The following is a 20,727-nucleotide window of genomic DNA, read 5'->3' on the forward strand; positions in this document are numbered from 1 at the left end:
GGAGTGGAACGTGCGTTTCCTGAAGGTGATCGTGATCCTCGGCGTACTGCTGGGCGGGATCTTCGTGGGGGCCGACCGGCTCGCGGTCGGCTACGCGGAGGACGAGCTGGCCAAGAAGGTCCAGGCGGGGCGGGGCCTCGCCGGGGAGAGCAGCGTGGACATCCACGGCTTCCCGTTCCTGACCCAGGTGCTGGACTACCGGCTGGAGCAGGTCGACGTGACGATGCACGGGGTCCAGGCCCCGGGCCCCGACGGCCGCAAGGTCCGGATATCCCAGCTCGACGCGCGCTTCCACGACGTGAAGCTGGACAGCGGCTACACCAGCGGCAAGGCGGCGCGCGCCGACGGCTCCGCGCTCCTCACGTACGCCGACCTCACCGAGGCCTCGCAGAACGGGGTCACCGTGACCTACGGCGGCGCCCCGGGCAAGGTGAAGGTGACCGCGACGGTCGAGGCGCTGGGCAAGTCCTTCACGCGCAGCGTGGTCTCCACGATCAGCCTGGTCGACGGGACGACGGTGCGGGTGCGCGCCGACGAGGTGCCGGGCGAGGGCCTCCCCGGGGTCGAGACCCTCGTGCGCAAGCGGACCGACTTCGACCGGCGGCTCGACGGCGGTCTGCCGGCGGGGCTGAAACTGTCCGCGCTGACCTCCGACGAGAGCGGTGTGCACCTCACGGTGGACGGTTCGAACGTGGTGTTGGCCGGATCGTGAGACGGGAAGGTCCGATCCTTAGGCGGATCGGGCCTTCCGGGCTGCTCCGAGGGGGTTCCGGGCCCCTTACCGAAGGACTGCGGGGGACACGGATCCCACTATGCGGACGATCCTGTCTCGAAATATGACACGCCGGTGACAGGGCGGCCGATTCGTCCCTACGATCCATGGCTATGAAGCATCAGCAGGCGGACCTCACGAAGCGACGGGCAGTAGACCTGTGTCGCGTCGCCGCCATGCTCTGTCGCCCTTTCTGAGCGACCCGCTCCCTTTTCGGCCGCACGACGGCCCCCGAGCGTGACCCCACCGCCTCCCGCCCCCTCGCCTCCCCGCGCGGGACGTTCCGAGCGCACCCGGGTGCACGCCGAACGGTCATCGAACCGGCCGGAGCAGCGCCACCGCAGCAGCCCGCAGTACCCGCACCGCCCCGCCGCACACTGCCCCGGAGGAGAACACCATGAGCCGCAGCGACGTCCTCGTAGACGCCGACTGGGTCGAGGCCCACCTGAACGACGCGAACGTCGTCGTCGTCGAGGTGGACGAGGACACGTCCGCCTACGACAAGAACCACATCACGAACGCCGTCCGCATCGACTGGCAGCGCGACCTCCAGGACCCGGTGCGCCGCGACTTCGTGGACCAGGAGGGCTTCGAGAAGCTCCTCTCGGCCAAGGGCATCGCCAACGGCGACACGGTCGTCCTCTACGGCGGCAACAACAACTGGTTCGCGTCCTACGCCTACTGGTACTTCAAGCTCTACGGCCACCAGGACGTCCGCCTGCTCGACGGCGGCCGCAAGAAGTGGGAGCTGGACTCCCGCGACCTGGTCGACGGCTCCGAGGTCCCGAACCGCCCGGCCACCGAGTACAAGGCCAAGGCCCAGGACACCTCGATCCGCGCCTTCCGTGACGACGCGGTCGCCGCGATCGGCTCGAAGAACCTGGTTGACGTGCGTTCGCCCGACGAGTTCAGCGGCAAGCTGCTCGCCCCGGCGCACCTCCCGCAGGAGCAGTCGCAGCGTCCGGGTCACATCCCGAGCGCCCGCAACATCCCGTGGTCGAAGAACGCCAACGACGACGGCACCTTCAAGTCGGACGAAGAGCTGACCGCCCTCTACGAGGCCGAGCAGGTCGACCTGGCGAAGGACACCATCGCGTACTGCCGCATCGGTGAGCGCTCCGCGCTCACCTGGTTCGTGCTGCACGAGCTGCTGGGCCAGGAGAACGTCAAGAACTACGACGGCTCGTGGACCGAGTACGGCTCGCTGGTCGGCGTGCCGATCGAGCTGGGCGCCAACAAGTAATCCCGTACGGCCTGTAGCAGGACGCGCGTACTACCTCTCTAGGACAGGACAGAGAACATGTGTGGAGCACAGATCGGCGGGCCCTCCCTCGACACGCTCAAGCCGGGCGAGACGGCCATCCAGGGCCAGATCACCCAGGGCGGCGAGCCGGTGTCCGGCTACGTCCGCCTGCTGGACTCGACCGGTGAGTTCACGGCAGAGGTCCCGACCTCGGCGACCGGCCAGTTCCGCTTCTACGCCGCCGAAGGCACCTGGACCCTGCGGGCGCTGGTCCCGGGTGCCAAGGCGGACCGCACGGTCGTCGTCGCCGAGACCGGTGGCGTGACGGACGTGGCCATCGCGGTCTGAACACCGCGCAGGGCGCGCGCCGAGCGCGCCGCATGACCGGCCGAAGGGCCGCACCCCCGGGGGTTGGACGCCACTGGAACGGGGTGCGGTCCTTCGCGCCGTCCGGAGCCTTCGCGCCGTCCGGATCCGGTTCTATCCTGGGGACATGTACGCCCGGCGTCGGCGCGGCTATTTCCTGCTCATGGGCGGGTGCCTGTTCCTCTTCGTCTCGGCCTGGTCGTGGGTGCGCCTCCTCTCGGTGCCGGCGGCCGTGGCGCTGTGCGTGGTCGCCATGCTGATCCCGCCGGTCGCGGCGATGGCGGCGAACCGGCGCGGCCCGGACGACCGCTGGTGGGACGACCCCTCCGGGGACCCGAAGTCCGACGAGTGGTGGGACGAGCTGGACGGGAAGCGGCGCCGCGAGGACCCGCGGGACGACTGATCCGCGGGAAACGGCCGGCCCGCGGCTGATGTCCCACGGCCCGGGGCTGATGTCCCCTGGCCCGCGGCTGGTGGCCCGAAACGGTCGATCCATGGCGGAATCGTTGATTCCTCGCTATCGAACCGTAATAACAGTGCGTACAACTTCACCCCTGAGATACAAGTCCTCCATGTGCACAGGTGATGCAACCTGTGGCTGCAGTCCTGTGGGGGGACCCTCTCTTGGAACACGAACAGACCATCCCCGAGCCGAGGAAAGAGGGCGAGAACGCCCCGGATCCGGACAGCTCGGAATTTCCGGTGGCAAACACCCCGGTCGCTACGCTGAGTGATGTTCCTCGGCGTCGCCGCGGCCGGGCGGCGCTCCTGATCGCCGCCGCGCTGGTGCTCGGCGTCGGCGCCGGGACCGCCACGGGCTACGCCGTCCAGTACGAGCGTCCGCCGACGTCGCTGGGCCCGCTGGCCCAGCAGGGGCTGACCACCCCGAAGCCGATCAAGGCGGACGACTCGACCACGTACCGCTCGATCAACGCGAACCGCTGGGACCGGACGGACGACGACCTCACCAAGATGCTGCTGGAGGCGCCCGCGGGCGCCGAGCAGGTCGAGCACGGCTACAAGGGCGTCGGGGACTGGGCGGCCGACTGGTTCGACGACCCCGGCCGGGGCCTCCACGCGGTCAACTCGGGTGACGTGCGACGGGTCGCGGTGGCCCACTGGTACGCGGGGGACCGGGTCACGGTGATGATCACCCTCCTGCAGTTCCGCGACCGCACCGGCGCGGAGACCTACGCGCGTTCGCAGTCCAGCTACATGCCGGAGACGAAGAGGGGCGCCGGGAACGACGGCGTGCCGCTGCCGGACGGCCTCAAGGGCACCGGCCGCGCCTGGGTGTACTCGAAGCCGCACGAGAAGGCCGGGTACATGCCGGTCCACGAGGCCCGGGCGATCGCCCGGGTCGGCAACATCGCCATGTACATGGAATACCTCGACAACAGGGGGACGATCTCCGAAAAGGACATCGTCGACCTCGCCAAGCGACAGGTGGAGCAGCTGTGACCGAGCCGCGGAAGCCGGCCCCGGCCCTCTCCGAGATCACGCTGGACGAGCCCGACCCCGACTACGGCGTGCCCGCGGGCACGCCGGAGCACCCCTTCGCCGAGGAGCAGCTCGCCAGCGCCCGCCCCCCGCGCGCGGTCAACCGCGCGGCCGTGGCCGCCGTCGGCACCGCGGTGGCGCTCGCGGCCGTCGCGGGCTTCGGCATCTGGGCCAAGGGCTGGATCGCCGACGCCGACCGCACCTCCACCACCGTGTACTGGCAGGCGCAGGACCCCGCCCCGCAGGCCGCGGCGCCCACCCCGCCGATCGTCTCGCTCGGCGAGCTCGGCGACCGGTTGATCGAGGTGCCGGAGCACTACCGGCCGGGCCCCGACCTGGGCGAGCACAGCAACTTCTTCACCGTGCCGGGGGCCAAGGCCGCCCAGCTCATGAAGGAGAACAACGGCAGTCTCCCCGCCGACCGGCGCGCGGAGAGCAACAAGATGATCGACGGGCTCAAGCTCAAGGGCCAGGCCGGACGCACCTTCCGCAACGAGTCCGGGGACGCGGTCGTCGAGATCTCGCTGACGCAGGCGGACCCGCAGGCGGTCAAGCAGTTCGGCGAGTTCACCACGAAGCTGCTCGAACTGATCGGCGACGACCGGCAGGCGCCCAAGGTCGAGGGGTACCCCGAGGCCAAGTGCGCCCTGCGGTCCGTCGGCGACGACGGGAAGAACGACGAGGGCGAGAAGAAGGAACCCCTGGAGTCGGTGCTCTGCGCCGCGTCCCAGGGCGACTTCCTGATCAGCTTCCACGCCTACGGCGGCAAGCCCTTCGACGCTGCCGCGGAGGTCAAGCTGTTCCGCACCCAGCTCGACCACCTGAAGTCCCCCGGGGAGTCCGCGTGACCGACAAGACCGCCACCGAGACCCTGGCCGCCGCCGAGACCCCCGCGGCCCCGGCCGAGACCCCGGCCCCGGCCCCGGCCGCGCCGGAGCCCGCGCCCGGAGCCGCCGCGCCCGCAGCCGCGCCGGCCGTGAACCCCTTTGCCCCGCCGGACCTGTCCGCCGCGCCGGCCGCGCCGGACGCCCCGCGCGACCGTCGCGCGCTCTTCGCCTCCCTGCGCTGGACGGCGGCCGTGCTGGTCTTCGCCGTCACCGCGGCGCTGACGGCGTACGCCGTGGTCGAGCCGGAGCGGACGCGGATCCCGGGCCTGTCGACCCTGAGCGACGGCCGCTGGGACTACCCCGCGATCACCAAGCCGGTACTGCCCGCGGGGGCCCCGCTGCCCTACGGCCCGGACAACGCCGAGGGCATCCACTACGCGGCGCTGAGCCAGCTCCTGCTGCCCGCTCCGGAGGGCTCCACGCCCGACGAGAGCCTCAAGGCGGACAAGGACGGCATGGTCACCCAGGACCGCTTCCTCGCCGAGTTCTCCGGGAAGTTCCACGACCGGGTGGTCCAGGGGCTGGGGGAGGACGCCGCGCTGCGCCAGATCGCGGGCCGCGGCTGGACCACCCCCGACGGCACCGCCACCCGCGTCTACCTGCTGCGCTTCCACTCCAGCGGCTTCGTGGCCTCCTTCGAGGGCTGCAAGTCCGGCATGCAGCTCCAGGGCGCGGACTCCTTCGACCTGGACTCCGCCTGGTCCAAGGCCCTGATCGGGCAGGCCACGAAGGGGCGGATGGACCACACCGCGGTCACCACCTTCGTCGAGGAGAAGCCCTACGGTCCGCAGCAGACGAAGGTCGGCTGCATCCAGGCCGGCGACCTCCTCGGCATGGTGATCCAGACGCGCAAGGACGCGGTCACCGACGTCCCCTTCCACCAGACGGTGATCCTCCAGGACCAGCTCCTGGAATAGCGCGCGGGACGGGTCCGTCAGCGGTACGGCCTACCTCGCACGGTGCCCCGGGGCCCGGGCCAGTAGGCTTGGGCCCCGGCCCGCATTGCCCACCGAACCCAAACGAACCTTCCGAGGAGCACCCCGTGCTTGAGGCAGTCTTCACCTCCCTGCTGGTCCTGGTCTGCGTCGGCGTTCTCGCCTTCAGCGGTCTGGCCGTGAAGAAGCTGTACCAGGGTCAGCGCTGATCGCTTGATCTGCCGCCCTCCGGAAACCCTCCTCCCACAGATCGCCTGAGCAGCCATTCATGATCCAGATCCCGTCCGACCTGAACCCGGACCTCCTGCCCCTCGCCTTCCTCCTCGGTACCTGGGAGGGCGCGGGCGTCTTCGACTACCCCGGTGAAGAGAAGTGCAACTTCGGCCAGGAGGTCGTCTTCGGCCACGACGGCCGGGACTTCCTGGAGTACTCCTCGCACACGTGGGTCCTCGACGCCGACGGCAAGAAGGTCCGCCCGCTGGAGTCCGAGAAGGGCTACTGGCGCATCGACAAGCAGCGCAAGGTCGAGGTCGTCATGGTCCGCGACCAGGGCGTCGTGGAGATCTGGTACGGCGACCTGGCCGACCAGAAGCCCCAGATCGACCTGATCACCGACGCGGTCGCGCGCACCGCGGCCTCCCGTCCGCACAGCGGCGGCAAGCGGCTCTACGGCTACGTCAAGGGCGACCTCATGTGGGTCGGGGAGAAGGCCACCCCCGAGATCGAGCTGCGCCCGTACATGTCGGCGCAGCTGAAGAAGGTCGTCACGCCCGAGGAGGTCGCCGAGATGGCGCGCAACCTCCCGGACATGCCCGACGACGGCATCGCCTTCTTCCGCTGAGCCACCACGGCGGCTACGCACGGTGAAAGGGGACCGCGGACCCTCCGCGGTCCCCTTCCGCGCGCCTACACTGGGCGCGTGGTGAGCACCGACTGGAAGAGTGACCTGCGCCAACGGGGGTACCGCCTGACCCCGCAGCGCCAGCTCGTGCTGGAAGCGGTGGACGTTCTCGAACACGCCACCCCCGACGAGCTGCTCGTGCACGTCCGCAAGACCGCCTCCGGGATCAACATCTCCACCGTGTACCGGACCCTGGAGCTGCTGGAGGAGCTGGGCCTGGTCTCGCACGCCCACCTCGGGCACGGGGCGCCGACCTACCACCTCGCCGACCGGCACCACCACATCCACCTGGTCTGCCGGGACTGCACCGGGGTGATCGAGGCGGATGTGGACGTGGCCGCCGAGTTCACCGCCAAGCTGCGCGCCGAGTTCGGCTTCGAGACCGACATGAAGCACTTCGCGATCTTCGGGCGCTGCCGAGACTGCACGGCGAAGGCGGCTGCCGCACCGGCGCAGGCGCAGTCGTAGGCTGGGGTCCATGACCAGCCCTTTGCTCAATCTTCCCGGTGCAGTGGCGGCAGAAGGCCGTGACGAGGGCGTAGCAGCCCACTACGGAGAGCTGTACGGCGAACAGCGCGCCCTCGCGGACGGCCGCGGCTTCGTGGACCTCTCGCACCGTGGCGTCATCACCGTCTCCGGTCCCGAACGGCTGTCCTGGCTGCACCTGCTGCTCACCCAGCACCTCACCGAACTGCCGGCCGGACAGGCCACCGAGGCGCTGATCCTCTCCGCGAACGGGCACATCGAGCACGCCCTCTACCTGGTCGACGACGGCGAGACGGTGTGGGCGCACGTCGAGCCGGGCACCCAGGAGGCGCTGCTCGCCTACCTGGAGTCGATGAAGTTCTTCTACCGCGTCGAAACCGCCGACCGCACCGGCGAGTTCGCCGTCGTGCACCTCCCGGCCGGTTCGACCGCCGAGGTGGCGAAGGAGCACGCCGTACGGGAGACCCCGTACGGCCGCGACGTCTTCCTGCCCCGCGCGGAGCTGGAGACCTTCGCCGCCGCCCACGGCCCGGCCGCCGGGCTGGACGCCTACGAGGCGCTGCGCGTCGAGGCCCACCGGCCGCGGCTCGGCGCCGAGACCGACCACCGCACGATCCCGCACGAGCTGGGCTGGATCGGCACCGCCGTCCACCTGCAGAAGGGCTGCTACCGGGGGCAGGAGACGGTCGCCCGCGTCCACAACCTGGGGAAGCCGCCGCGCCGCCTGGTCTTCCTGCACCTGGACGGCTCGGACGTCCTGCTCCCACCGCACGGCACGCCCGTACGGCTGGCCGCCGACGGCGCGGAGGGCCGTCAGCTCGGCTTCGTCACCACCGCGGTCCGCCACCACGAGCTGGGGCCGATCGCCCTCGCGCTGGTGAAGCGGAACGTCGCGGTGGACGCGCAGCTGCTGGCGGGCACGATCGCGGCCGCGCAGGAGGTCGTCGTGGCGCCGTAGCGCCGCGGCCGCACTGCCTCGGCTGCACTGCCTCGGTCGTAGCGGCTCAGATGTCGATGACGATGGTGAACGGGCCGTGGTTGGTGAGCGAGACGCGCATGTCCGCACCGAACCGGCCCGTCGCCACCGTCGCCCCGAGGGCCCGCAGTTGGGCGACGACCTCGTCCACCAGCGGCTCGGCGACCGGTCCCGGCGCGGCCGCGTTCCAGGTGGGGCGGCGGCCCTTGCGGGCGTCGCCGTAGAGCGTGAACTGGGAGACCACCAGCAGCGGCGCGTCCACGTCGCTGCAGGACTTCTCCGCCTCCAGGATCCGGACGGACCACAGCTTGCGCGCCAGCAGCGCGGCCTTCTCCGGAGTGTCGTCGTGGGTCACCCCCACCAGCACGCACAGTCCCTCGCCGACGATCTCGCCGACGGTCTCGCCCGCGACGACGACGCTCGCGCCGTCCACCCTCTGCACCACTGCTCGCATACGACCTGTGTACCAGGCGTGCACCCGTCCGGGGCCGATCGGGTGGAGGGGACCTGCATCAGGACCACGGAGAGTGGCACGATGCTCGCAGGCGGTGCTGCCATGCACCGGTCGAGGGGACGGACACGAACGCATGAACACTTCTGGCACCGGCACGGGCACCGGCACCGACACCTCAGTGACCTCCGCGGTAACGTCCACGACGATCTCCACGGCGACCGCCGCGGCCCGGCCGCCCGCGCAGCGCACCGGCACGGCCACGGCCGCCGGTGACCCGCAGCGGCCCGCCGTCTCGCTCGGCCTGCCCGAGCTGCGCGCGCTGCGCCGCGACGCGCAGCGCGACGAGGCCGACCTGAGCTACGTCCGCAGACTCCTGCAGGGCCGGATCGACATCCTGCGCGCCGAGCTGGCCCGCCGCACCGATCCCGAGTCCCCGGTCGTCGACCGGCTCTCCGAGATCCTCGCCGACGCCCCCTCCAGCCGTAGCGCCTCCGCGCGCCACGTCACGCTCGGCACCCCGCACAGCGAGGAGTACCGGCTGCTCGCGGCGGAGATGCTGGCCGACGTCGAGCTGTCGGACCTGGGCGCCCGTACGGACGGCGAACTGCACGACGGCATGGGCAAGCTGGTCCGCTACGAGCAGCAGGTCTCGCGCCGCCGCCGGCAGTTGCAGCGCACGGCTGACGATTGCAGCGCGGAGATCACCCGGCGCTACCGGGAGGGCGAGGCACAGGTCGACGACCTGCTGGTCTGACCCGTCCCGCCGACCTGCCGGTCCGGCGCGGGAAAATGGGGCGACCCGGTGTCGCGGCGCGATTAGCGTGGCTCGTCATGAACATCGACGTCCGGACCATTGCCGCATCCGAACTGCCCGCGTGGCTGGGCGCCGTGGCGACCGGCTTCCTGACCGCCACGCCGGTCACCGAGTCGGACATCGCCCAGCGCGCCAGGTACACGGACCTCGCCCGCACCCAGGGCGCCTTCGACGCGGACACCGGCCGCTGCGTGGGCACCTTCCGTTCGTTCGCGCAGCAGATCACCGTGCCGGGCGGCGCGCAGCTGCCCGCGAGCGCGGTCTCCAACGTCACCGTGTCGCCCACGCACCGGCGCCGCGGCCTGCTCAGCCGGATGATGCGCGCCGAGCTCACCGCCGCCAAGGAGCGCGGCGACGTGCTGTCGACGCTGATCGCCGCCGAGTACCCCATCTACGGCCGCTACGGGTACGGGCCCGCCACCGCCGTCTCGGAGTGGGAGATCGACGTCCCGCGCACCGGACTCGACCCCCGCTGGGCCGCCCCCGAGGACGGCGGCCGGATCGACCTGGTGGACGCCGCCGAGATGCGGCGGGTGGGCCCCGCCGTGCACGAGCGGCTGCGCGCCACGACGCACGGCGCGATCGACCGGCCGGAGCGTTGGTGGAGCCTGGCCACCGGCCTGGAGGAGATCTCCGTCCGCCCCTACAAGCCGCGCTTCTTCGCGGTGTACCGCTCGGCGGCCGGCGAGGTGGAGGGAGCGGTCACCTACCGGGCGGACGACCACTGGACGGACGCCAAGGTCCCGCTCAACACCGTCGAGGTCAAGGACCTCATCGCGACCACCGTGGCGGCGCAGCGGGCCCTGTGGCACTACCTGTGCTCGATCGACTGGGTGATGAAGGTGCGCACCGGCTACCGGGCCCCGGACGACCTGGTCCCGCTGCTGCTGCCCGACCCGCGCTCCGCCCGCCTGGTGACCGACGCCGACTACCTGTGGGTGCGGCTGCTGGACGTCGCGGCGGCGCTCGGCGCGCGCACGTACGCCGTGCCCGGGAGCCTCGTCCTGGAGGTCACGGACCCGGCCGGGCTCGCCGCGGGCCGCTTCCGGCTGGTCGCGGGGACGGGGGCGGCCGCCTGCGCCCCGACGGCGGAGCCCGCGGATCTGCGCCTGGACGTGGCTCGGCTCGGCTCGCTCTACCTGGGCGACGGGTCCGCGGTGCGGTTGGCCGCGCTGGGCGGGATCGAGGAACTGCGACCCGGGGCGCTGGCCCTGGCGGACGCGGTCTTCCGCACCGCCCGGCGACCCTGGTGCCCCGACGTCTTCTGAGGGCGTCCACTTCTGAGCGGCGTCCTCTTCTGAGCGGCGTCCGCCGGCCCTGTCACACCGGGGGCCCCGGATGCGTCATAGGGACGACGGACGGTACGAGGACGACGGGGAGCAGGGGAGTGGAGCACGGGATGGACGAGAGCGACTTTCTGGCGGCACGGTTCGAGGAGCGGCGCACGCACCTGCGGGCCGTCGCCTACCGCATGCTCGGCTCGCTGGCCGAGGCCGAGGACGCCGTCCAGGAGGCCTGGATCCGGCTGGACCGCTCCGACACGAGCGGGGTCGCCAATCTGGGCGGCTGGCTCACCACGGTCGTCGCCCGTGTCTGCCTGGACCAGCTGCGGTCCCGCACGACGCGCCGCGAGGAGTCGCTGGAGGCGCGGATCCACGTCCCGGACCCGATCGTGAGCCGTGCGGACGGGCTCGACCCGGAGCAGGAGGTGCTGCTCGCGGACTCGGTCGGGCTGGCCCTGCTCGTCGTACTGGAGCAACTGGCCCCCGCGGAACGGCTGGCGTTCGTCCTGCACGACATGTTCGGGGTGCCCTTCGAGGAGATCGCGCCCCTCGTGGACCGCACCCCGGCCGCCGCCCGGCAGCTCGCCAGCCGGGCACGGCGCCGGGTCCAGGGCGGCGCGCCCGCCCCAGATCCGGACCTGGAACGCCAGCGGGAGGTCGTCGGGGCCTTCCTCGCGGCCGCGCGCGGCGGCAGCTTCGAGGACCTGATCGCGGTCCTGGACCCGGAGGTCGTGCTGCGCGTGGACCTCGGAGCGGTGGCGGGCGGGCCGGGTGGTCCCGTGCGCGGTGCGCGGGCGGTGGCCCGGCAGGCGCTCACCTTCCAGCGGCTGTCGCCCTTCGCCCGGCCCGCGCTGGTCAACGGCGCGCCCGGAGTGGTCACGATGCCCGACGGCAAGCCGGTCGCGGTCATGGGCTTCACCGTCAGCGGCGGCCTCATCGTCGCGATCGACATCCTGGCGGACCCCGTCCGGCTGGAACACCTCGACGTCGCGGTCCTGGAGGACTGAGCCCTTTGTCTTCGATGTCTTCGATCCCCCCGCTCCCGTCCCCGCTCCCGCCCTCGCTCCCGTCCCTTGCCGGGGAGGGCCTCGTCGCCGTCCTGCGCGCGGCGGGCTGCGTCTTCGCGGAGGAGGAGGCGGAGCTGCTGCTGGCCGCCGCGGCGCAAGGCGCCGACCTGGCCGCGCTGGTGGCGCGCCGGGTGGCCGGCCAGCCGCTGGAACACGTGGTGGGCTGGGCCGAGTTCTGCGGGCTGCGGATGGAGGTGGGCGCGGGGGTCTTCGTACCGCGCCGCCGCAGCGAGTTCCTGGTGCGCGAGGCCGCCGCCGGGACGCGGGCCGGTGCGGGTGCGGTGGTGCTGGACCTGTGCTGCGGGGTCGGCGCCGTCGGCGCGGCCGTGGCGGCGCGGCTGGGCGGGCGGGTCGGGCGGGTCGGCGGGGACGGGGGCGTGGAGCTGCACGCCGTCGACATCGATCCGGTGGCCGTCTCGTACGCGGCGCGCAACGTGGCGCCGTACGGCGGCCGGGTCTACGCGGGCGACCTCTACGCCCCGCTGCCCGCGCGGCTGTTGGGTGCGGTGGACGTGCTGGTCGCGAACGCGCCGTACGTGCCCACGGACCGGATCGCGCTGCTGCCGCCGGAGGCCCGCGAGCACGAACCCCTGGCCACCCTCGACGGCGGAGCGGACGGGGTCGCCGTGCAGCGCAGGGTCGCGGCGGGGGCCCTGCCGTGGCTCGCGCCGGGCGGGCGGCTGCTGATCGAGACCGGCGAGCACCAGGCCCCGCGGACCGCCGAGGCGCTGACGACGGCCGGCTTCGGCGAGGTGGCGGTGGTGTCCTCGGAGGAACTCGAAGCGACCGTGGTCATCGGCAGGGCGGCGAGGTAGGGCGGGGCGGCGAGCGCATGCGCGTCCGCGCGACCCCCCGGCAGCACCAGCAGCACCGGCTGGCCCCCGGGGCGCAGGGGGGTCAACCCCCGGCCGCACCGGGCGGTTAGCGGGGTCGTCGCGGGTGGGCGGACCGGGACATGCTGGTCAGGCCGGTGCGTACCGCCGGATTCCCCACCATTGAGCAGGAGTTGGCCCGTGCGTGTGCAGACGTGGCAGAGGTTCCCTTCCCCGCTCGGGGCCGTGCTGGCCGCCGCCGTCGCCGGCGCCGTCCTGACGGTGTCCGGGCTCGCGTCGCCCGCGGCGTTCGCCGCCGGCGCCCGGCCGGACTCCGTACAGCGGGGTCTGGACGCGCTGGTGCGCGAGGACGGCCTGCCCGGGGCGCTGGCGAGCGTCAAGGGACCGGGCGGGCACTCGCGTTCGTACACCGCGGGGGTCGGCGACCTGGCCACCGGGGCGCCGGTGCCCGAGGACGGCCAGGTGCGGATCGGCAGCAACACCAAGGCCTTCACCGCGGTGGTCGTGCTGCAACTGGTGGCCGAGGGGAAGATCGGCCTCGACACCCCGGTCGACGACTACCTGCGGGGCCTGGTGCGCGGTGAGCGGATCGACGGCCGCCGGATCACCGTCCGACACCTGTTGCAGCACACCAGCGGTCTGCCCAACTACACTGAGTACGACCTCCAGTTGCGCCACTACGCCCCGCGCGAGCTCGTCGACATCGCCCTCCAACACGAGGGCCACTTCGAGCCGGGCCAGAAGTGGGAGTACAGCAACACGAACTACGTGCTGGCCGGCATGATCGTCGAGCAGGTCACGCACCGCCCGATCGCCGAGGAGATCGACCGGCGCGTCATCCGGCCCGTCGGACTGCGCCACACCTACTTCCCCGCCCCGGGCGACCCCACCATCCGGGAACCCCATCCCAAGGGCTACGACCGGGAAGCGGCGGGCGCCCCGCTGCGCGACGTCACGGAGATGGACCCCTCCTGGGCCTGGGCGGCGGGCCAGATGATCTCCACCAACGCGGACCTCAACCGCTTCTACGGCGCGCTCCTCTCCGGCGACCTGCTGAAGAAGGCCCAACTGGACCAGATGCGGACCACGGTGCCCGCCGAGGACTTCGGCCCCGGCGCCCGCTACGGCCTGGGCCTCGTGAGCATCCCGCTGTCCTGCGGCGGCGTCTACTGGGGGCACGGCGGCAGCTTCCCGGGGTACGAGACCCGCGGCGGAGTCACCGCCCAGGGCCGCGCCGCGAACATCGCGGTGACCACGCAGCCGACGGACAAGGCCACCCTGGACCACATGTCCACCCTCGTGGACACCGCCTTGTGCCGCCGCTGACCGGCCGATATCAGTGCGATATGGGGGCTTCGTAGCGTCCTTGCGGCAGTGCGCTTCGGCACGGCCACGAGGAAAGGAACACGACGGCATGCGCAAGCTCATGACCATCGCCACCGCGACCACCGGCGCCGCGCTCATGCTGGCCGTCGGCGCGGGCACCGCCTCCGCCGACTCGGTCACCTCCGCCCCTTGGAACGAGAGCGTCGCCGGTGCGAGCGGCACCGGCACGGTCAGCACCGTCTGGACCGGCAACGCCGGCAAGGTGACGGCGAAGGGCACGTTGAAGGTCACGGACCCCACGGCCTGTTACACGATCTCGGTCGGCGTCGGCTTCATCGGCAAGCCGCGCGGTCCCCAGATCTGGGCCAAGGCACCGCAGAAGCAGTGCGGCCCCGGCACGATCGACGTGACCGCCACGACGGGCCCGCACAGCTTCTGGGACGGCCCCTGGGTCGTCATCTGCAAGGACGGCGACGCCACCAAGGCCTGCAAGGGCTGACGGCGACCGCCGCGGCTACGGGCGCACCCCGCCAGGTGCGCCCGTAGCCGTCACACGATGGCCTGGCAGCCGACGAGTTCGTACGGCCCGTACGCGTGCTCCACCCGTTTCGTCGTCCACAGCATCCTGGCCGTCTCCACCGTCGCCGACACGGTCAGCAGCGCGCCCAGCCGACCCGGCGGCCCGTCCCAGCGGACGACCGAAAGGAACTCCCAGGTGCCGTCCAGACCCGGGTCCGAGCGGTTCGGCGCCCGTAGCACCCAGTCCGCGCCGCGCTCCCCCCACAGCCCCACCACGGCGGCGCGACTGCGCCGCGCCGTCACCGTGCGCCCGATCCGGCCGACTCCCACCTGTGCGAGCGAACCGAGGCTCAGCTGCGGTTCCAGGGCGACGTCGGTCGCCACCTCGTCATGCGTCTCCTCGCGCGTGGGGTGGATGCTGTGCACGCGTGGCGGTGCGCTCCCGGCGCCGCCGTCGAGCCGTACGGAGAAGACGATCTCGCGGACGATGCCGTCGGCCGGCCGGCGCAGCGAGAAGGGGAACCGCAGCAGCCGGAAGGTGACGCCCGCGTCGAGTTGGGCCCTGACGAGCGGATCCACCGACGGGTGGTCGCGCAGGGCGTCGAGGGAGATGCAGTCGAAGACGGTGCGGGGCAGTTCGACGTGCGGTCCGCCGCCGGCGCCCTCGGGCAGCGTGGCCGGTCCCCGTACGCCACTTCCCTCGTCCGCGGGCTCCAACCGGTACGGGAGGGCGTCCGCGCGCCACTCGGGGAAGACCGTCCGTGCGGCGGCGTCGGTTTCGGCGCCGGTGGTTTCGTCCAGGGGCATTGCGCGTCACACTCCCACGACTACGAACGGACCCCAGTAGTAGGGGTGTGCGGTGTCCGGTTCGCCGCGCAGTTCGAGCGCGGCGTCCCGCATGGCCCCGGGCACGTCGGCGTGCCGCCTCACCCGGGAGTAGTAGCCGTGCATCAGCGAGCGGGTCACCACGGAGTCGACCTTCCACTGGCTCGCGACGACCTGCCGGGCACCGGCCACCAGGAAGGCCCGGACGAGCCCCTCGCCCTCGTCGGTCGGCCCCAGTTCGCGGCGGTTGGACTCGCACCCGCTGAGCACCACGACCGCCCCGTTGAGCCGCACCCGGGAGATCACCGTGCGTGCGGAGAGCACTTCGTACCCCTCCTGCGTCCCGTCGGACAGGAGCAGGCCGGAACCGAGCGGGTCCTGCGGATCGAAGAACCCGTGCGCGGCGATGTGCAAGGCGTCGAGCGTCGGCCCCAGTTCGGCGATGAGGTCGATCCTGGCGTCGGGCCCGGTGGCGGTACGGTCCGTGCCCGCGCCCAGCAGCTCCGTGGCCTCGCGTGCCTCCCGGTGGAACTCGTCGTCCTCCGTGGCCGGGGCGGCGCCCGAGTGGGCGAGTACGAGGGCGGACCCGTCTTCGGGGCGGCGGTTGTCGAGGCGTCGCCCCAGGGCCAGGCCGGGCAGGTAGCGCACGGGGGCGATCTCGGTCAGCGATCGGCCGTCCAGCCCGGCCACGGGGAGCACGTGCAGCGGCAGTTCGTGGAGCAGGCCGTGCGGTACGAGGACGATGGCCGACGCCGCCGCGAGGCGCGGGCACCAGGCGCGTGGCACCAGGGCGTCGGTGAGCGTCGCCCATGCCGGGGAGAGGGGCTGGTCGGGGCTGCCGGGGCGGCGCCAGACGTCGGCCTTGGCCAGCGCGCAGTAGGACTCCAGGTCCGCCCAGGACAGGGGGGACTTCTCGGCCAGCACCGTTCCGTCGTCGAAGAGGGCGAAGGCGATGCAGGCGTGGGGCATCGAGAACCAGGACAGCAGCACCGTGCCGGGTCCGAGCGTGCCCCTCAGCTCCAGGAGCTCGTCCAGGGTCGGTGGGGCACCCGTGCGCAGCTGGGCCAACCGGGGTGAAAGAGCGGCGAGTTCCTCGTGTACGTGGGCCAGGGCCAGCTCCGCCGCGAGGACGTCCACGCCGTCCGCACCGGCCGTCCCGTCCGCACCGGCCGTCCCGTCCGCACCGGCCGTCCCGTCCGCCCGGGTGGCCAGCCCCCGCAGCCCGGCGAGCCGGGACCGCGCCTCGTCCTCCCGACGGGCGAGGGCTACGGGCACGAAGTCGGGCAGGGGGCCGGCGCCGCCGATCTCCGTGAGGAACCCGCGCCCTCGGCCCCGCTCGGCGGCGAGCAGCGCGTCGGCGAAGCGACGCTCGGCGAAGCGGTCCTCCACCAATTGCGCACAGGCCCAGAAGGTCTGCTCGAACTCCGCGCGGCGGTCCTCCACCCCACCGGTGCGCACGAGTTCATCGGACGCGTCCATCGCGGCCTGGCAGGCGTCGGTGCGCTCGGCCCGGAACCCCGCGCGGCTCCCCAGGGTCGGATCCGCCGCTTCGAGGGCCGCGAGGGTCTCGTACATGCCGCGGGCGGCGAACCGGACGTTCGAGGCGGGGAACCGGCCGTCCGAGCGGCCGAGCATCTCCCCGAAGACGGCGCTCGCCTCGTCCAGGTACTCGGACCCCGGCGGGCTCAACCTGCTCAGTTCCAGCAGGGCCTTTCCGAGGCTCACGCCGGCTCCGGCGAAGGTCTGGAAGCGCAGCATGGACCGGGCGATCTCCCTTAGCCGCGACAGTGCCTGCCGTGCCCGTTCGAGATTGTGTCGCCGATCGCCCTCGGTCCGTTCCAGATAGTGGTGTCCGAGGGAGAGGAGGGCCAGCAGCTCGGACTCTTCGTCGCCGCTCGCCGCCGCTTGTTCGGCCATTCTCCGCATGCTCGCGAACGGTTCGTCGGGATCGTCCTCGGTGCTCTCCACGCTCCAACTGGCGGTGACCCTTTTCATGCCCAGTGAGGCGTCCACGGCGGCGCAGGCCGCCTCCGGCCCCACCAGCCGTGACTGCCGCAGCACTTCGAGATGGGTCTGTAGCCGAATGCGCTGCATCGGGTTCGGCCCGAGGGCCGCCCGTTCCAGTACCCGCGCCACCTCGTCGCCGAGGAGCTGGGCAGGGTGCGCCTGGAGGAGGGCCAGGCTCTCCCGCCAGGTTCCCACCTGCACGAACCGGCTGATCAGGTCCATGCGGTCCTCGGGCGGGAGCCGGGCGAACGCCATGTCGACACCCTCCTCCCGGCATGCTGTGACGAGCCGCAGCAGGGCTTCGACGTCCTCCGGTGCGACGTGCAGGGGCCCTGGGTGCTGGGCCAGCCCCGGCAGCATCCGGCGCAGCTCCTCGCTCTCCAGCGCCGCCCGGTGGGACTCGTAGTAGCGCTTGCGCGCCAGCCAGGAATCGCTCGCGAAGAACTCCTTGGCCGTGCCGATGAGCCTGTTGCGCGCGACCTGTTTCGCGGTGAACTCCGCGAGCGCCATCTGCGTGCCCTGCTCCAGCACCCGTTGTACGAGACGGGCCAGCTCCTTGAGCGTCTCACCGCCCCCTTCCTGCTGCTGCTCCCGTTCCAGCAGCGGGCCGACCCGCCTCAGCACCTCCCCGGGTGCCGATTCGAGCAGCCCGCGCAGGTCCGAGACCTTCACGGCCCGGCGCATCCGATGAACCAGGATCTGCGCCTCCTCGTCGGGCGAGGCGTCCAGCATGGGCAGCATCCGTGCCACATCGCGGGCCCGCTCGACCGCTTCCGGAGAATCGGGCACCCCTGCGGAACGGCTCAGCGCCAAGGAGCGCTCCACATGGTCTAGGGCGCCCCGGAAGTCCAGGCGCTTGACCAGCAACACGCTCATCAACTCGTGCGACCGGGCCTGGCCGATGACGTCGCCGGCGGCGGCCCGGAGGTCCAGGGCGTCGCGCAACAGCTCTGCCGCTTCGTCGTAACGGTCTTCGCCCATGAGGAGTTTGGCGAAATTGCTCAGGATGTTCCCCTGGATCCGGGGATTGCCGCTGGCCGATGCGAACGCGTCCCGGTAGTGCTGTTCGGCGTCGTCCCTGCGTCCGCTGCCCGCCAGTGCGTTGGCGAGGTTGTGCAGTGCTTCCGCGCGATGGTGTGCCGGAAGTTCGGCCAGTGCGCGCGTGTGTGCGGTGATCGCCTCGTCGTAGCGGGCCAGCGAGTTCAGCGCCGCTCCCCGGTTCAGCTCCAGCACACCGCGCAGCTCCGCGGAGTCGACGTGGTCGATATGCGCGTCGGCGCGCCGGAACCGGTCGAGCGCCTCCTCGTAGCGCCCCGTCTCGATCATCACCACGCCCTCGTTGAGGTGAAGTTGGAAACGCGCCGAGGGAGAGCTCTGCGGCGACGGTGGTTCCCCCCGGTCGATGATCTCCGCCGCTTGCGCAAGCCGCTGGGCGCGGTTCAGGGATGCGATCAAGAGCGCCCGGGCGTACACCCGCCGATCCGGGTCGCCGCCGTCGACCGCGTCCTGTTGGATCGTGCACTGCGCCAAATAGGCCGTCTCGGAGCTGAGTTGGTGCGCCCAGCACTCCCAGGCCAACCGCGACAACCGGGCGGGATCCGCCTGCCCGTTCTGCTGGCGGATACGGAAGACCTCTTCCCGCAACCGGTGTATCTCCCCCGTGTGATCGGGCACCGCGACACCCCCCGTTGCCGGAATCCTGCCTGGCGTCAGTGTGCCGCAGGGGCTCGGCCGCCCGGGTCCACACGGCGATACTGCCCGCGGCGCCGGGGACCGTTCGTCCCGACTGCGGCGCAGCCCTCGTAGCTCGGCCCGGACCACCCCGGCCCGCCCGATCACCGCCGCCGTCCCCACCCCGCCCACGGCTGACGCGGCACGAGGCGGGGGCGGCAAGTGGGAGCTATTGCAAGCGACTGCTTGCAATAGTTAGCAAGGTGCGGCAGGATCGGGGCATGGCATCGCTCAACGTCGGGAACCTCGGCGAGTACCTCCGCGAGCAGCGGCGGCAGGCACAGCTCTCGCTGCGGCAACTGGCCGATGCGGCGGGGGTGTCCAATCCGTACCTCAGCCAGATCGAGCGCGGGCTGCGCAAGCCGAGCGCGGACATCTTGCAGCAGCTGGCCAAGGCGCTGCGGATCTCCGCGGAGACGCTGTACGTGCAGGCCGGGATCCTCGACGAGCGGGACCGCGACGAGGTGGAGACGCGCGCCGTCATCCTCGCCGACCCGTCGATCAACGAGCGGCAGAAGCAGGTACTGCTGCAGATCTACGAGTCGTTCCGCAAGGAGAACGCGCTCGACGCCGAGGCCGGCCCCGACGCCGGCCCCGACGCCGGCTCCGACGCCGGCTCCGACGACGACGCGATGCCCCACACGAACTGAACTGTGATCCGGGAGGACCAGCACATGGCCATCGCCGATGACCTGAAGAAGACCCTCACCGACCCGACCCCGCTCTACTTCGCCGCCGGTACCGCCGACCTGGCGGTGCAGCAGGCCAAGAAGGTGCCCGGGCTCATCGAGCAGCTGCGCGCCGAGGCCCCCGCGCGGATCGAGGCCGTGAAGAACACCGACCCGAAGGTCGTGCAGGACAAGGCGCGCGAGGCCCAGGAAGCGGTGACCGCCAAGGTCGCCGAGGTCCTCGGAGCCTTCGACCCGAAGAAGCTCGGGGAGAGCGCGCAGGACCTGGCGCTGCGCGGGGTGGGCGTCGCGGCGGAGTACGCGGTGCGCGCCAAGGAGACCTACGACAAGGTCGCCGAGCACGGCGAGCAGGCCGTACGGGCCTGGCGCGGCGAGGTCTCCGAGGAGATCGTCGACATCGCCGAGATCGTCGAGCCGGAGCCCGCGGCCGCCCCCGTGGCCGTGGTCGTCGCCCCGGCCGAGCCGGTCGACGACGCGCCCGCCGGCGAGGAGAAGCCCGCCGCGAAGCGGACCTCCGCGCGCAAGAGCACGGCCAAGAAGGCCGCCGCCGCGCCGGACGACGCCAGCTGACGCACCCGGACCGCAGCGCCCGCAGCGCCCGAGGCGCCGCGGGCGCTACGCGGTACCCCGTACGCATGACACGGACCGGACCGGGCACCTTTGCCGGGGCCCGGTCCGTTGTCCTTCCATGAGATCGCTCAGCCGGTAGCGTGGCGACGGGGGCGTTCTGACGCAAGCACGCGCGAGAAGGCGGTCGATTCGATGTTGATGCAGGGTTTCAACAATGAGGTTCTCCCCCTGCTGGGTTGGGCCATGCTGGCGCTCGCCGTCGCGGCGTTCGTCCTCGCGCTGCTGCCCCGTGAGGACGCGTACCGGGCCGCCAGCAAGCAGACCAAGACATTCTGGCTCGTGCTCCTCGGCGTCACGGTCGTGGTGGACTTCTTCCTCGGCATGCTGTTCCTGCAGATCGCCGGGCTGGTCGCGACCATCGTCTTCTTCGTCGACGTACGCCCCGCCGTCAGGCAGGTCTCGGGCGGCGGGAAGCGCAAGGGCGGCAGCAGCAGCGACGGTCCGTACGGGCCCTACAACGGCGGCCGGTAGGGCTGCCCGCAG

Annotated in this window: 23 protein-coding genes; 20 read left to right on the forward strand and 3 right to left on the reverse strand. The window is 72.0% G+C overall.

Going from position 1 to position 20,727, the window contains the following annotated elements:
• The first annotated feature begins 10 nt into the window (after nucleotides 1–10).
• The 11 genes from ACIBEA_RS31220 to ACIBEA_RS31270 all read left to right on the forward strand — a co-directional run bounded on the left by ACIBEA_RS31220 (nucleotide 11) and on the right by ACIBEA_RS31270 (nucleotide 8,048).
• Nucleotides 11–712, forward strand: coding sequence for a DUF2993 domain-containing protein (locus ACIBEA_RS31220; RefSeq protein ID WP_399266550.1), 702 nt, complete (start codon nucleotides 11–13; stop codon nucleotides 710–712).
• 173 nt (nucleotides 713–885) lie between these two features.
• Complete coding sequence (locus ACIBEA_RS31225; protein ID WP_351046484.1) at nucleotides 886–969, forward strand: Ms5788A family Cys-rich leader peptide; 84 nt, start codon at nucleotides 886–888, stop codon at nucleotides 967–969.
• Nucleotides 970–1,169: 200 nt separating this feature from the next.
• Nucleotides 1,170–2,015, forward strand: coding sequence for a sulfurtransferase (locus ACIBEA_RS31230; RefSeq protein ID WP_399266551.1), 846 nt, complete (start codon nucleotides 1,170–1,172; stop codon nucleotides 2,013–2,015).
• Between the two features lie 57 nt (nucleotides 2,016–2,072).
• Nucleotides 2,073–2,363 (forward strand): DUF1416 domain-containing protein, encoded by a 291-nt coding sequence (locus ACIBEA_RS31235; protein WP_330331710.1) that lies wholly within the window; start codon nucleotides 2,073–2,075, stop codon nucleotides 2,361–2,363.
• Nucleotides 2,364–2,436: 73 nt separating this feature from the next.
• Nucleotides 2,437–2,784, forward strand: a complete 348-nt coding sequence (locus ACIBEA_RS31240) for a DUF3099 domain-containing protein (RefSeq protein ID WP_399266676.1) — start codon at nucleotides 2,437–2,439, stop codon at nucleotides 2,782–2,784.
• 299 nt (nucleotides 2,785–3,083) lie between these two features.
• On the forward strand, nucleotides 3,084–3,842 hold the full coding sequence (locus ACIBEA_RS31245) for a hypothetical protein (RefSeq protein ID WP_399266552.1): 759 nt from the start codon (nucleotides 3,084–3,086) through the stop codon (nucleotides 3,840–3,842).
• Nucleotides 3,839–4,729: a hypothetical protein gene (locus ACIBEA_RS31250; protein ID WP_399266553.1), complete on the forward strand. Its 891-nt coding sequence runs from the start codon at nucleotides 3,839–3,841 to the stop codon at nucleotides 4,727–4,729. The genes ACIBEA_RS31245 and ACIBEA_RS31250 overlap by 4 nt, the downstream gene beginning before the upstream one ends.
• Entirely contained in the window at nucleotides 4,726–5,685 is a 960-nt protein-coding gene (locus ACIBEA_RS31255; RefSeq protein ID WP_399266554.1) for a hypothetical protein, read from the forward strand. Before ACIBEA_RS31250 ends, ACIBEA_RS31255 begins: the two co-directional genes overlap by 4 nt.
• Nucleotides 5,686–5,971: 286 nt before the next feature.
• Nucleotides 5,972–6,544: an FABP family protein gene (locus tag ACIBEA_RS31260; protein WP_399266555.1), complete on the forward strand. Its 573-nt coding sequence runs from the start codon at nucleotides 5,972–5,974 to the stop codon at nucleotides 6,542–6,544.
• Nucleotides 6,545–6,622: 78 nt separating this feature from the next.
• The gene (locus ACIBEA_RS31265; RefSeq protein ID WP_399266556.1) at nucleotides 6,623–7,072 is read left to right on the forward strand and encodes a Fur family transcriptional regulator; all 450 of its coding nucleotides are present in this window, start codon (nucleotides 6,623–6,625) and stop codon (nucleotides 7,070–7,072) included.
• Nucleotides 7,073–7,082: 10 nt separating this feature from the next.
• Nucleotides 7,083–8,048 carry a YgfZ/GcvT domain-containing protein gene (locus tag ACIBEA_RS31270; RefSeq protein WP_399266557.1) on the forward strand — a complete coding sequence of 322 codons (966 nt, stop codon included), beginning with the start codon at nucleotides 7,083–7,085 and terminating at the stop codon, nucleotides 8,046–8,048.
• A 46-nt stretch (nucleotides 8,049–8,094) separates the two neighbouring features.
• Here the strand turns inward: ACIBEA_RS31270 and dtd are convergent, their stop codons facing one another.
• The gene (dtd, locus tag ACIBEA_RS31275; protein WP_354381185.1) at nucleotides 8,095–8,520 is read right to left on the reverse strand and encodes a D-aminoacyl-tRNA deacylase; all 426 of its coding nucleotides are present in this window, start codon (nucleotides 8,518–8,520) and stop codon (nucleotides 8,095–8,097) included.
• Between the two features lie 133 nt (nucleotides 8,521–8,653).
• Here dtd and ACIBEA_RS31280 point away from each other — a divergent pair, with 133 nt between their 5' ends.
• The 6 genes from ACIBEA_RS31280 to ACIBEA_RS31305 all read left to right on the forward strand — a co-directional run bounded on the left by ACIBEA_RS31280 (nucleotide 8,654) and on the right by ACIBEA_RS31305 (nucleotide 14,342).
• Nucleotides 8,654–9,274, forward strand: a complete 621-nt coding sequence (locus ACIBEA_RS31280; protein ID WP_399266558.1) for an AmfC protein — start codon at nucleotides 8,654–8,656, stop codon at nucleotides 9,272–9,274.
• 77 nt (nucleotides 9,275–9,351) lie between these two features.
• Complete coding sequence (locus tag ACIBEA_RS31285) at nucleotides 9,352–10,602, forward strand: GNAT family N-acetyltransferase (protein ID WP_399266559.1); 1,251 nt, start codon at nucleotides 9,352–9,354, stop codon at nucleotides 10,600–10,602.
• Nucleotides 10,603–10,733: 131 nt separating this feature from the next.
• Nucleotides 10,734–11,624, forward strand: coding sequence for a sigma-70 family RNA polymerase sigma factor (locus tag ACIBEA_RS31290; protein ID WP_399266560.1), 891 nt, complete (start codon nucleotides 10,734–10,736; stop codon nucleotides 11,622–11,624).
• A gap of 14 nt (nucleotides 11,625–11,638) precedes the next feature.
• Nucleotides 11,639–12,499 carry a putative protein N(5)-glutamine methyltransferase gene (locus ACIBEA_RS31295; RefSeq protein ID WP_399266561.1) on the forward strand — a complete coding sequence of 287 codons (861 nt, stop codon included), beginning with the start codon at nucleotides 11,639–11,641 and terminating at the stop codon, nucleotides 12,497–12,499.
• A gap of 198 nt (nucleotides 12,500–12,697) precedes the next feature.
• On the forward strand, nucleotides 12,698–13,843 hold the full coding sequence (locus tag ACIBEA_RS31300; protein WP_399266562.1) for a serine hydrolase domain-containing protein: 1,146 nt from the start codon (nucleotides 12,698–12,700) through the stop codon (nucleotides 13,841–13,843).
• Nucleotides 13,844–13,931: 88 nt separating this feature from the next.
• Nucleotides 13,932–14,342, forward strand: a complete 411-nt coding sequence (locus tag ACIBEA_RS31305) for a hypothetical protein (RefSeq protein WP_399266563.1) — start codon at nucleotides 13,932–13,934, stop codon at nucleotides 14,340–14,342.
• A gap of 50 nt (nucleotides 14,343–14,392) precedes the next feature.
• Here ACIBEA_RS31305 and ACIBEA_RS31310 read toward each other — a convergent pair whose 3' ends face one another.
• Nucleotides 14,393–15,169: a hypothetical protein gene (locus ACIBEA_RS31310; protein ID WP_399266564.1), complete on the reverse strand. Its 777-nt coding sequence runs from the start codon at nucleotides 15,167–15,169 to the stop codon at nucleotides 14,393–14,395.
• Nucleotides 15,170–15,175: 6 nt separating this feature from the next.
• Nucleotides 15,176–18,868 carry a CHAT domain-containing protein gene (locus ACIBEA_RS31315; RefSeq protein ID WP_399266565.1) on the reverse strand — a complete coding sequence of 1,231 codons (3,693 nt, stop codon included), beginning with the start codon at nucleotides 18,866–18,868 and terminating at the stop codon, nucleotides 15,176–15,178.
• Nucleotides 18,869–19,146: 278 nt separating this feature from the next.
• Between ACIBEA_RS31315 and ACIBEA_RS31320 the strand changes: the two genes are divergently transcribed.
• From ACIBEA_RS31320 to ACIBEA_RS31330, 3 genes are all read left to right on the forward strand, one after another.
• Nucleotides 19,147–19,575, forward strand: coding sequence for a helix-turn-helix domain-containing protein (locus ACIBEA_RS31320; RefSeq protein WP_399266566.1), 429 nt, complete (start codon nucleotides 19,147–19,149; stop codon nucleotides 19,573–19,575).
• A gap of 24 nt (nucleotides 19,576–19,599) precedes the next feature.
• Nucleotides 19,600–20,184 (forward strand): hypothetical protein, encoded by a 585-nt coding sequence (locus tag ACIBEA_RS31325; protein WP_399266567.1) that lies wholly within the window; start codon nucleotides 19,600–19,602, stop codon nucleotides 20,182–20,184.
• Nucleotides 20,185–20,376: 192 nt separating this feature from the next.
• Nucleotides 20,377–20,715 (forward strand): DUF2516 family protein, encoded by a 339-nt coding sequence (locus ACIBEA_RS31330; RefSeq protein WP_399266568.1) that lies wholly within the window; start codon nucleotides 20,377–20,379, stop codon nucleotides 20,713–20,715.
• Nucleotides 20,716–20,727: the final 12 nt, after the last annotated feature.

The sequence above is a fragment of the Streptomyces sp. NPDC051555 genome, assembly GCF_044454405.1.
Lineage (GTDB): Bacteria > Actinomycetota > Actinomycetes > Streptomycetales > Streptomycetaceae > Streptomyces.

What these genes read in the sequence shown, in the direction of transcription:
- ACIBEA_RS31270 (WP_399266557.1), top strand. Translation starts at nt 7,083, where the DNA reads ATGACCAGCCCTTTGCTCAATCTTCCCGGTGCAGTGGCGGCAGAAGGC.
- ACIBEA_RS31260 (WP_399266555.1), top strand. Translation starts at nt 5,972, where the DNA reads ATGATCCAGATCCCGTCCGACCTGAACCCGGACCTCCTGCCCCTCGCC.
- ACIBEA_RS31285 (WP_399266559.1), top strand. Translation starts at nt 9,352, where the DNA reads ATGAACATCGACGTCCGGACCATTGCCGCATCCGAACTGCCCGCGTGG.
- ACIBEA_RS31230 (WP_399266551.1), top strand. Translation starts at nt 1,170, where the DNA reads ATGAGCCGCAGCGACGTCCTCGTAGACGCCGACTGGGTCGAGGCCCAC.
- ACIBEA_RS31235 (WP_330331710.1), top strand. Translation starts at nt 2,073, where the DNA reads ATGTGTGGAGCACAGATCGGCGGGCCCTCCCTCGACACGCTCAAGCCG.
- ACIBEA_RS31305 (WP_399266563.1), top strand. Translation starts at nt 13,932, where the DNA reads ATGCGCAAGCTCATGACCATCGCCACCGCGACCACCGGCGCCGCGCTC.
- ACIBEA_RS31320 (WP_399266566.1), top strand. Translation starts at nt 19,147, where the DNA reads ATGGCATCGCTCAACGTCGGGAACCTCGGCGAGTACCTCCGCGAGCAG.
- dtd (WP_354381185.1), bottom strand. Translation starts at nt 8,520, where the DNA reads ATGCGAGCAGTGGTGCAGAGGGTGGACGGCGCGAGCGTCGTCGTCGCG.
- ACIBEA_RS31290 (WP_399266560.1), top strand. Translation starts at nt 10,734, where the DNA reads ATGGACGAGAGCGACTTTCTGGCGGCACGGTTCGAGGAGCGGCGCACG.
- ACIBEA_RS31330 (WP_399266568.1), top strand. Translation starts at nt 20,377, where the DNA reads ATGTTGATGCAGGGTTTCAACAATGAGGTTCTCCCCCTGCTGGGTTGG.
- ACIBEA_RS31295 (WP_399266561.1), top strand. Translation starts at nt 11,639, where the DNA reads ATGTCTTCGATCCCCCCGCTCCCGTCCCCGCTCCCGCCCTCGCTCCCG.
- ACIBEA_RS31225 (WP_351046484.1), top strand. Translation starts at nt 886, where the DNA reads ATGAAGCATCAGCAGGCGGACCTCACGAAGCGACGGGCAGTAGACCTG.
- ACIBEA_RS31280 (WP_399266558.1), top strand. Translation starts at nt 8,654, where the DNA reads ATGAACACTTCTGGCACCGGCACGGGCACCGGCACCGACACCTCAGTG.
- ACIBEA_RS31310 (WP_399266564.1), bottom strand. Translation starts at nt 15,169, where the DNA reads ATGCCCCTGGACGAAACCACCGGCGCCGAAACCGACGCCGCCGCACGG.
- ACIBEA_RS31325 (WP_399266567.1), top strand. Translation starts at nt 19,600, where the DNA reads ATGGCCATCGCCGATGACCTGAAGAAGACCCTCACCGACCCGACCCCG.